The organism is Geobacillus sp. WSUCF1 (genome assembly GCF_000422025.1).
GTDB lineage: Bacteria > Bacillota > Bacilli > Bacillales > Anoxybacillaceae > Geobacillus > Geobacillus zalihae.
Map to the genome: position 1 here is coordinate 35,592 of NZ_ATCO01000102.1, position 10,135 is coordinate 45,726.

General features: G+C 51.0%; 10 protein-coding genes and 5 pseudogenes. 11 read left to right on the forward strand and 4 right to left on the reverse strand.

Annotated elements, in window-relative coordinates; all coding sequences use genetic code 11:
* Positions 1-36 precede the first annotated feature (36 nt).
* The 8 genes and pseudogenes from I656_RS05965 to I656_RS05935 all read left to right on the forward strand — a co-directional run bounded on the left by I656_RS05965 (position 37) and on the right by I656_RS05935 (position 6,043).
* Positions 37-790, forward strand: a pseudogene (locus I656_RS05965) (SIS domain-containing protein).
* Between the two features lie 79 nt (positions 791-869).
* Positions 870-1,106, forward strand: coding sequence for a hypothetical protein (locus tag I656_RS05960; protein WP_020755548.1), 237 nt, complete (start codon positions 870-872; stop codon positions 1,104-1,106).
* A gap of 459 nt (positions 1,107-1,565) precedes the next feature.
* Positions 1,566-2,300: a CAP domain-containing protein gene (locus I656_RS05955; RefSeq protein ID WP_015374629.1), complete on the forward strand. Its 735-nt coding sequence runs from the start codon at positions 1,566-1,568 to the stop codon at positions 2,298-2,300.
* A 210-nt stretch (positions 2,301-2,510) separates the two neighbouring features.
* Positions 2,511-2,834, forward strand: a pseudogene (locus I656_RS05950) (MFS transporter); the annotation flags it as partial.
* A gap of 144 nt (positions 2,835-2,978) precedes the next feature.
* Positions 2,979-3,385 (forward strand): annotated as a pseudogene (tnpA, locus tag I656_RS18035) (IS200/IS605 family transposase).
* A 4-nt stretch (positions 3,386-3,389) separates the two neighbouring features.
* Positions 3,390-4,445 (forward strand): RNA-guided endonuclease TnpB family protein, encoded by a 1,056-nt coding sequence (locus I656_RS05945; protein ID WP_033005928.1) that lies wholly within the window; start codon positions 3,390-3,392, stop codon positions 4,443-4,445.
* Positions 4,446-4,604: 159 nt separating this feature from the next.
* A pseudogene (locus I656_RS05940) lies at positions 4,605-5,159 on the forward strand (MFS transporter); the annotation flags it as partial.
* A gap of 134 nt (positions 5,160-5,293) precedes the next feature.
* Positions 5,294-6,043, forward strand: coding sequence for a membrane associated protein (locus tag I656_RS05935; RefSeq protein WP_020755553.1), 750 nt, complete (start codon positions 5,294-5,296; stop codon positions 6,041-6,043).
* On the opposite strand, the gene I656_RS05930 is transcribed toward I656_RS05935, so the two are convergent.
* Positions 6,033-6,695 (reverse strand): SIMPL domain-containing protein, encoded by a 663-nt coding sequence (locus I656_RS05930; RefSeq protein WP_015374632.1) that lies wholly within the window; start codon positions 6,693-6,695, stop codon positions 6,033-6,035. The genes I656_RS05935 and I656_RS05930 overlap by 11 nt on opposite strands.
* A gap of 20 nt (positions 6,696-6,715) precedes the next feature.
* Positions 6,716-6,844 carry a hypothetical protein gene (locus I656_RS19745; protein ID WP_013145587.1) on the reverse strand — a complete coding sequence of 43 codons (129 nt, stop codon included), beginning with the start codon at positions 6,842-6,844 and terminating at the stop codon, positions 6,716-6,718.
* Positions 6,845-7,004: 160 nt separating this feature from the next.
* Between I656_RS19745 and I656_RS05925 the strand changes: the two genes are divergently transcribed.
* The gene (locus tag I656_RS05925) at positions 7,005-7,649 is read left to right on the forward strand and encodes a 5-bromo-4-chloroindolyl phosphate hydrolysis family protein (RefSeq protein WP_020755555.1); all 645 of its coding nucleotides are present in this window, start codon (positions 7,005-7,007) and stop codon (positions 7,647-7,649) included.
* Between the two features lie 2 nt (positions 7,650-7,651).
* Positions 7,652-8,842, forward strand: coding sequence for a toxic anion resistance protein (locus tag I656_RS05920; RefSeq protein ID WP_174520678.1), 1,191 nt, complete (start codon positions 7,652-7,654; stop codon positions 8,840-8,842).
* A gap of 229 nt (positions 8,843-9,071) precedes the next feature.
* Here the strand turns inward: I656_RS05920 and I656_RS19910 are convergent.
* Both I656_RS19910 and I656_RS19750 read right to left on the reverse strand, forming a co-directional pair.
* A pseudogene (locus tag I656_RS19910) lies at positions 9,072-9,583 on the reverse strand (YndM family protein).
* Positions 9,584-9,598: 15 nt separating this feature from the next.
* Entirely contained in the window at positions 9,599-9,727 is a 129-nt protein-coding gene (locus I656_RS19750; protein ID WP_013145583.1) for a hypothetical protein, read from the reverse strand.
* A 148-nt stretch (positions 9,728-9,875) separates the two neighbouring features.
* Between I656_RS19750 and I656_RS05915 the strand changes: the two genes are divergently transcribed.
* Complete coding sequence (locus tag I656_RS05915; protein ID WP_020755559.1) at positions 9,876-10,070, forward strand: YozQ family protein; 195 nt, start codon at positions 9,876-9,878, stop codon at positions 10,068-10,070.
* Positions 10,071-10,135 lie beyond the last annotated feature (65 nt).

Genomic DNA, 10,135 nt, shown 5'->3' on the forward strand with positions numbered 1-10,135 from the left:
GGATAGGAAACCAAGCGCTTAAGGGGCGAATGGCCGATGATCGATCAATATTTCCAAAAAATCAATGAACGTCTGGAACTCGTTTTAAGCCATGAAAAGGACAATCTAAAAAAGGCCGCCCATATGGTAAGCGAAGCGATTCAAAACGGCGGAATCGTTCAGTTATTCGGATGCGGCCATTCTCATATTTTAGCAGAGGAAGTGTTTTACCGGGCGGGAGGGCTTGTTCCGGTGAAACCGATCTTTGTCGAGCCGCTGATGCTTCACGAAGGGGCGGTGCGGTCGTCCATGTTGGAGAGAATGAATGATTTCGCACAACATTTTATCAATCATGAGGATATCCGTCCTGAAGATGTGTTTTTTGTGTTGTCCACATCGGGGCGCAATCCGGTTCCGATTGATGTGGCGTTGGCGGCAAAAGAGAAAGGAGCGTATACGATCGCGATTACATCTTTGGAATATTCGAAGAGTCAACCGTCGCGGCATAAGAGCGGTCGGTTATTGTATGAAGTGGTGGACTTGGTGATTGACAATCATTGTGTGAGAGGAGACGCGATTTTAGCTCATCCGAATGTTTCCGTCATTTGCCCCTACTTCGACCGTGATCGGCAGCGCGATTTTAAACGCCGTTTTCGCCGAGGCGATTGTCCTCATGGTGGAAAATGGATTTGAGCCGCCCGTCTTTTTAAGCGGCAACATTGAGGGGGCGGATGAACATAACCGCCGATGGGTGGAGAAGTATAAAGCGCGCATTCCGGTGTTGGTTGAGGGGCATCAACTATCGCAATAGAAGAGGCGCTCTATAGCCAATCGCCATCCGTTCTTGTTAAAATAGTAGCAAACGATGAGACGGTGGGGGATGGAGATCGATGCGCTTTGACGAACGGGTGCGGCTGTATGCCGATAAGCTCCTCTTTTACAATTCAACGCCAACGATAACGACAACGACGGCGGCGTTCCAATGGAACAAGCCGTTCTCGGGCGTTTTTCGCACGAATCTCAACGAGGAGCTGCTTGACTCGCTCGCGGCGGACGAATGCGGAACGTTTGTGGTCGAGGTGAAGCCGAACGAAGTGCAAACCGTGCTTGTCGTTGATAAAGAATAAAATGGTCATCAAAGCTGGGGCTTGCAACCCCGGCTTTTTCTGTTTGACACAACAGGAGAAACATGATCATCTGTTTTGTAACACAGCTGTAACAATTGTTAAATGAAATGGTTCAAAAAAGAGGCTGTCAACTCCCTTTTTCCTAGAAAAATGTGGGCGGCTAGAATAATAGAGGGGAAAAAGGAACGGCAATTAGTGAAAGGATGCCGCTTCCAATCGTTGCGGCCGCCGTGATGGGAAGCGAACTGGCAATGAAAACTAGCGCTTTGTTTTTCAGGTGTTGCCAGCCTGCGTGTTTTTCCATTTTAGCCCAAAAATATTACAAAAAAACCGTGTTATAATGAGGGCGAAGGCAAGGGAACAACGAAACCGTTCCTCTTCAAATCTCATCGTGTAGGCATGACTGACGGACGCAAGATCTCTGAAACTTTCAAATAGAGGATACAAGGAGGAATTCCGATGAAGAAAAAAACGTTAGCAACCATCGCCGCTTCGGTCGCGCTCGCCGGCGCTTCGTTCGCGGCAACGAAAACGGAAGCAGCTGGGACGACGTGTCCGACAGCGAATGCGTATCAAGTAAAATATGTCAGCACAAACGTTCAAGATTTTGAGAAATGGCTGCAACAATACTTCCCGTTCGTGTCGTTCCAACCGGTAAAACCGGCAACCCAACAACCGGCGGCAAAACAGCCAACGACAAAACCGCAGGCGCCGGCAACGGTCAAACAGCCAGCGACGAAACCGGCTGCGAATACGCAAGCATCGGCAAAAACGCCAGCGACGGCCCCAACAGCAGCGCCGCAAAAAGCAACTGGCTTAAACGCCTATGAGCAACAAGTCGTTGAACTGACGAATAAAGAGCGGGCAAAATACGGCTTGCCGCCGCTTCAAGTTGACTTGGCCCTCAGCAAAGTCGCCCGCGAAAAATCGCGCGATATGGCGGTGAACCACTACTTCTCGCACAACAGCCCGACGTACGGTTCTCCATTTGAGATGATGAAAAAATTCGGCATCTCGTACACGGCTGCCGGGGAAAACATTGCCAAAGGCCAACGCACCCCGCAAGAAGTGGTCAATGCGTGGATGAACAGTGAAGGCCATCGGGCAAACATTTTGAACAAAAACTTTACGCATATCGGCGTTGGTTTTGAAGAAAATGGATATATTTGGACACAGCAATTCATCCGCAAGTAAGAGACAAACGAAATGCAAGTCGAGGGTGTCCCAACAGGATCGGGACACCTTTTTTATATAGTCATGAAACAATATGTTGTGTTTCGTTTAAGGAAAAACACCCTTTTGGTTCAGCCCTTTTTTATTTGAAAAATATTTCTCCGATCCCCTATCAAAATATGATATAATTTCCAAAGAAATTCGAAAGACGAAAGATTAGGGGGACAGCGGATGCGAATACGCGATTGGGACCGCAACCTAAAAGTGCGCCTGTTTGGCGAGGCGCTCATGAATACGACCTTTTGGATGTTTTTTCCGTTTATATCGATTTATTTTGCCGATGCCTTTGGCAAAGAGACAGCGGGGTTGTTGTTGATTGTTTCGCAGTTGTTCTCGGTCATCACCAATTTAATGGGCGGCTATTGTGCTGATGTATTCGGACGCAAGCGGATGATGGTGTTATCCGCCTATGGACAGGGGGCGGCGTTTTTCGTTTTCGCCTTGGCCAGCTCCCCTTGGTGGTCGTCGCCGTTTGTTGGATTTCTTAGTTTTACAGAAAATGCCGTCTGAAAGCCCACGGTTTGAATCGTGGGATGAAAGACGGCGTTGCTCGGTAATCTCTTCATGGGATTGCTTAGAGCAACCATTTTTTATCTTTAATTGTTTGAGTATGACCATTAAACTGATACAATTAATAATATGGAACAAAAATATCGAAGAACGAAAACAACTGTATCTTTAATTAACTACCATTTTGTTTTTTGCCCGCGTTATCGAAGAAAAGTGTTAGTGAACAAAGTGGAAGAGCGATTCAGGCAGTTAGTAGAAGAAATTTGCCAAGAGAATGATTGGATTATTCTTGCTTTCTTGCTATGGAAGTGATGCCTGATCATTGTCATTTGTTCTTGAATGGCCTCCCTTCTGATTCTCCATCAGATATGATGACAAAAGTGAAAGGAGTGACTTCCCGACGATGAAGGGAAGAATTTCAACACTTGTCTCATCTGCCAAGTCTTTGGACACGCTCTTTCTTCGTGAGTACAGCAGGGAATGGATCAAGTGAAATCATCAAACGCTATGTGGAATCTCAAAAGAAAAGGGGGTGAATCCATGCCGACGATCACGCTAAGGCTGGAACTGCACAACCCAACGAAAGTCAAACAGGAAATGTATGAACGGATGACAGAAGTGAACACAGAGTTTGCGAATTGGCTGTTGGATCATCCAGAACTGAATCAAGCGACGAGTAAAATTTTTAAAGCGTTTTCGTCACAACGATTTCCTTCCGCCGTCGTGAATCAAACGATTCGAGAAGTGAAGTCCCAAAAGAAAAACCAGAAAACAAAGAGGTTTCGAACATTATGGTGTTGCTTTAACAATCAAAACGTGAAGGTGGAAAAGAAAGGAGAGTTCTACACCGTTTCATTCCCAACATTAGAGAAGCGAGTCGGTGTGCCGGTGGTCACGCGTCCCTATCAAGAAGCATGGCTGAATCGATTGTTGAACGGAACCGCCAAACAAGGGGCGGCCAAGCTCTACAAAAAGAGAAAGAAATGGTGCTTGGCGATCGCGATCACCTTTGAAGTCAAGCCGCGACACGAAACAAAGGTGATGGGGGTTGACCTTGGACTTCGCTATCTCGCTGTTGCCAGCGTGGGAACGAAATCGTGGTTTTTCAAAGGGAACCAATGCGCCTTTGTACGCCGACGATATGCGGCTTTGCGAAGGAGATTAGGAAAAGCCAAGAAGCTCCATATGATTCGCAAAATCGGCCGTAAAGAGTCCCGCTGGATGAAGGATCAAAATCACAAAATCAGCCGTCAAATCGTGAATTTTGCGCTCGCCAACGGTGTTGGCGTGATTCGAATGGAAGAGTTGACGGGCATTCGGAAACGGGCAACATCGGCCAAAGAAGCAGGACGAAGCCTTCATGCTTGGGCGTTTCATCAACTGCAAACGATGATTGCCTATAAGGCGGAAATGGCAGGCATTCGGGTCGAGTGGGTGAAGCCGACCTACACGAGCCAAACGTGTAAATGTGGACATCGGGAAAAGGGAAATCGCAATGGCATCCACTTTCAGTGTAAAAAATGCGGATACACCCTCCACGCCGACTTAAATGGCGCCATCAACATCGCCAAAGCAATTTCGGGCTTCGCCGCCTAACCTAGCGCACTGGTCACAGGTGCGCCGCCCATCGGGGTACATTCTAACCCGATGGGACGGGGTGATGACACACCCCTGATCTTGGGCGTGGTCCGAACCAGAAATGGATGAGGACGCGAATGACCCAAGAATCCCACGGCTTTAGCCGTGCGGAGTGTCAAACAGCTTGACTTGCTGATCCCGGTATATACAAAAGAAACGGTCGAAGCCGAAACATTGGCAGGATGGACGATTGACGGCGCGAGCGCCTTTAGTTGGCTCATTGCCGAAAACGGTCTGTTGGTCGCACTATGCACGGTGGCTGTGACGCGTTGGATGTCTCGCTACTCGGAGCGGCAGGCGTTTGTCGGTTCATCCGTCTTATACGGCATCTCGATGTGGCTGTTTAGTCAAACGTCTTCGCTGCTCGGATTGATCGCGGTCATGGCGCTGTTTACGCTGGCTGAGTTGATGACAGCTGGCTTGCAGCAGTCGTTCATTTCCCGCTTGGCTCCGGAGGCGATGCGCGGCCAATATTTTGCCGCCGCCAGTCTCCGTTTTACGATTGGGCGGATGTTGGCGCCGCTGTCGCTCGCCGCGGCGGAATGGATCGGCTATGCATGGACGTTTGTTGTCCTTGGGATGCTGGCGCTAGGAAGCGCGGCCTTATACGCCTGGATGTTTCAACAAGTCGGGCGGCGAATGGAGCAACCGAACGCTTCGTTTTCGCGATAATGGGCGGTGCAAACGGCTATCCGTTTTTCGCTCAGGCGGGTATAATAAAAAGCGCACCGTTGTTCGTGTAACATATATTCCCTGTCTCTGACATAAAGTGGAACTAGGCAGCGAGAAGGAGAGGGGAAGCGCTCATGAAACCGCGCGTGTTCGAACCGGATGCCATTGAGGGGGAAACGGGAAGCCGCGGCGGTCAGAACGGCGCCGCGGCGTTGGCGCGCAGCGAAAAGAGGCAGCAGGCGCGCGTTTTGTCTCGGGAAAAGAGGAGAAAAAAGCAATACCGTCTCATCGGCTGGCTGCTTGTCGCCATCGTCGTTCTGTGGGGGGCGAGCACGCTTCTTTGGAGCGGGTATGGGGCGTTGAAGACGGCCGCGAGCCGAGAAATGGCCATTATGCGTTTAAAAGATGCGATCGAAGACCGCGATGTGGCCGCTTTGCAGGCGATGCTGCGGGTGACGGAGGAAAGCGTGCCGATCAACGAGAAAACGTTGGCGCCGTTGTTCGCGTATGTGGAACGGCACCCAGAAGCGTATAAACAGCTAGATCGGGAGTTTGCCCGCCAGCGCAAGAGCGGCCACGTGTATATTAAAGGATTGACATCTTACCCGCCGGTGTTTACGATTCATGTGTTTGAGGACCGGTATGTGTTTGAGCCAGCCCTCTATTTTCTCCATGTGCGCGTCGATGATCCGGAGGCGTTGCTTGTCGTCAATGGGGTGAAAACGGAAGAGGAGGCGACGAAAGACCCATTTGTCAAAAAAATCGGCCCGTATTTGCCGGGCGCGTACGCTGTAACCGTCGTCCATTCGAATGGGAAAAAGAAAACCGTCCGCGTCGAGCTGTTTGGCGGCGCCCGCGTCCATGAAGTCGATATCACGAAATGAACGAATAAGCAAATACCGCTTCCACGACGGCGGTAATGACAACATCTTGCGTCTGCACAGGCGGCGCTGATGAGGAAACGCTGAGAACAGCCGGACCGTATGGCGACGGCCGGATCGATGACTGTTCTTTCAGTTCAATCGGCGTGTCATAAAGAGGCAAGCTGAGAGCGCGGGCGATGGCCAGCGCTTTTTCTTTGGCGTTTTTCACGGCCAACGCCAATGCCTGCTGGTAATGGGCTTGTTCGTTTGCTAGACGGAATTCCAAGCCGCGGGCGAGGTTTGCTCCATGGGCAACGGCCGCCTCGTAAATGGCGCCGGCTTTTTTAGGGTCGCGGACGGTGATTTCAAGCCAATGTTCGACTCTATAGCTGGATAATACGTCGGCTCCATTGTGATGTTCGTATTGGGGATAGATGGAAAACGCCGTCGTCTCCAAATCTTCTGTTTGCACGCCAAGCGCCTTGAGTGCTCCAATGACTGCGTCGGTGCGTTTCGCGTTGTCAGCAAGCGCTTCTTGAATATGGACGTGTTCGGTGCGCACCCCGATCGCAATGAGGACGGTGTCTGGCTTGGCGCTGACTGTCCCTTGGCCGGTGACGGTCAGTGCGGCGCGGGAGGCGGTTGGCGGTGTGGGGCGGTGCCAAGGCTGCATCGTGTTCCCTCCTTCTGCTGTTAGGCAGTTTTTTTGTCATCATCCGCCGCCTGCCAATAGTAGACGCGCGGCAGTCCGGCATAGCACCAATATTCTTTCAACAGCGAGATCGCGACAAAGGAGACAAGCTGCCAATTGATCGCTTTCATCCCGATTCCCCTTTCGATGGCCCTGTTACTATAGCCTATTCGAAGCGGCCATTGTCCTATGCGCGCCGTCCAGTTGGCGATGAAACTTCTTTGGGCGCTTGTACGTATCATGGAATGGACATGCTATAATGAAAGAAAAGATTAAAGAAGGAGAGGGACCATGAAGCAGCTGCTTCGTACGATATGGCGTTGGTTTGTCTCATGGAACGCAGGGGTCATCGTCGCGGTGATCGTATTCATCGCTGCTGATTTTCGCTTTTGGCCTTCGATTTTATCCGGAATGGGGGCGATGTGGGGGGTGTCCGCCATCATGAAAAGGCGGCATCATCGCCTGCCGGCTGATGTGTCCGCTGAGGAGCTTGTCTACGTTCGCAGCCAGCTTGGCGAAGCGCGCGCGTTATGGAAGCGGCTGCGTCGCGCTCGCTATCGGCTTCGTTCTGTGGTGATGTGGCAAACGGTTTCCCGGTTGAGTGCCATCGTCGATCGAATCATTCGCGCCATCGAGCAACAACCACATCAACTGCGCCTCGCCCAGCCATTTTTCTTAAACGAATGGCCGACGGCGGTGGAGATGGTGGAGAAATACGTTTATTTGGCGCAACAGCCGGTGCAAAGCGCCGATATGGCAAAAGTGTTGCAGGAGACGGAAAGAGTGCTTGACGAGCTGACTTCAGCGGCTGAACGGCAGTTGCTTGAGGTGTTATCGAACGACATCTGGTCGCTGCAAACGGAAGCGAAATGGCTCGAGCGATCGCTCCGACAATCGGATGGGCTTCGTCTGCCGCTGTCAAAGAAAGGAGAATGACGATGGACGAACGGAATCACGGGATGGAACCGACGGATTGGCTGCAAGGGCTGGAACGGACAAGTTCCCTTGATGAGCTGCTTGCAAAGCCGTTTTCTTCGCCGGCCGAACCGCGGCTCAAGGAGGAAGAAAAGCCGGCGCGCGCGCTTGATGCGTTGAAGCCTGAGCATCGGGAAAAAGCGCTTGCGCTCGCCAAACAAATCGACCCGGCCAACCATCAGGCCGTCTTGCAATACGGTGTGGCGGCGCAAGCCGAGCTGTCGAAGTTTTCTCATGCGATTTTGCATCATGTGCAAACGAAAGACGCTGGGCCGGTCGGCGAAGTGATCAGCGAACTGATGGCCAAAATTAAGGAGGTCAACCCCGATGACCTAATGCCGGCGAAAAAAGGGTGGCTGTCCCGCTTGTTCGGCGCAGTGGCCAAGCCGCTGCAAGAGATGGTGGCGAAATACCAAAAAATCGGCGTTGAAATTGACAAAATCGCTGATCGGCTTGAGAAGCACCGGCATTTGTTGCTTCGCGACATCATGATGCTTGAGACGCTCTATGAAAAAAACAAAGACTATTTTGAAGCGCTCAATATTTATATTGCGGCAGCGGAATACAAACTCGAAGAGCTGCGGACGAAGACGATTCCAGAAAAGCAAGCGGAAGCGGAGCGCTCCGGCGACCAAATGGCATGGCAAGAGGTGCAAGATTTGCGGCAGTTTGCCGATCGGCTTGAGAAGCGGGTGCATGACCTAAAGCTCAGCCGGCAAGTGACGATCCAGACTGCGCCCCAAATCCGCATGATTCAGCATATGAACGAAACGCTTGTCGAGCGGATTCAATCGTCGATTTTGCATGCCATCCCTCTTTGGAAAAATCAAGTCGTGATTGCTTTGACGCTGTTTCGGCAGCAAAGGGCGGCTGCGGCGCAAAAGCAGGTCGCCGAAACGACGAATGAGCTGTTATTGCGCAATTCGGAGATGTTAAAAACAAACAGCATTGAAATCGCCAAGGAAAACGAGCGTGGCTTGGTTGATATCGAAACGTTGAAGCGAACACAAGAAAATTTGATCGCTACGCTCGAAGAAACGTTGAAAATCCAAGCGGAAGGTCGATTAAAGCGGCAGCAGGCCGAACGCGAGCTGGCGGCGATGGAAGCGGAATTGAAACAGACGCTGCTTGCGCTGAAACGACCGGAGCAATAAGGGCGGATAGGAGATTGCCCTGTTTCGGCTTGCGGCCAAGCGGTCGATGGATCCGTCCATGGCTGTAGAAGAAAGCGCCAGAAAATCAAAGAGCCTCATGCGAAACGGGTGTCTAGCGAACGAGAAGACACCCGTTTTTTTCACTTGCCATCCGTTTGGTTTTGAACGGGAGGAGGACGGACTGTCAACTGAAGCGGCCGGCATCCCGGCTGTGCAGCCTCCATTTTCTTTATAGAATAGGGGGATGAGGAGGCTCTTGACCGTACCGATCATTTTCTTGTTCCGCTCGTTCACGATCTTTGTCATCCGGACGGGCGGCGCGGACGTCAAACTCTTCCGCCGCCTCCGTTTGCCATTGGCGGCCGATGAGCGGAGCGTCTTTTTCACCGTGCTCGACAGTGACAAATCGCAGCACATAGGCGTGAAACAGCAATTCCCCCATCGCCGCAAGCAGGGCGGAAAAAAACGCCGCGCTTAATATGGCGGCGCCGGCGATGTCATAAAACGCGCCGATGCCGATCCATACCGCTACAAACACAAGCCCAAAATCGGCGATCGTCGCTGAGACGTTGCCAAGCGCCGCAGAACGTACAAGTCGCCGAGCGCATAGGCGACAAGCGTCAGCCAAAGGCTAAACCATAAAATCTCTGCCGATGAAATGCGCAAAAACAGCGGTAAAATGGCAAACATCACCGTGGTGGTCAGCAAATATTTCAGCACTAACGCAAGCAAATGTCTCATTGGGATTCGCCGCCTTTATTCTGCTGGATGGTTTGGTCCTTCCAATTTTTTATCGCCGTATCCCGGCTGTTTTTCCCTGTCTTTGTCCGGTTGTTGTTTTTTTTCTTGTTGTTCAGGGCTGTTGTTTTGCTTTGGCTGTCTCATTAGCCATCATCCTCTCTTTCCATTTGTTTATCGTTAGTTTGCCGCGTTTGTCTTGATGTATACATACATGATCCATAAACTTCCTCTTTTTATTTCCCCCCCTGTTCTACATTAATATAATGAACGGCATGAACAAGGAGGAATACAGATGGCGGAAAACAAACAATCGCTTGAGATGGCTTTACAGCAGTATGTCCCGTCGAATGATGAGGCAGCTTCGTTTCTTGGTTCAGCATTGGCTGAAACACATGAACAAGTGAGCGATATGTACGCGGAGGGAACCATCGAGGCCACGATCGAACACAAAAATGGCTCAGACATCCCCCTTTCTCCGCGGGAGTAAGAAACGTCAAGGAGCTGTTCCTTGGCGTTTTGGTTGATGTTTGTGAGGTAGCGTCAAAAGTTCTA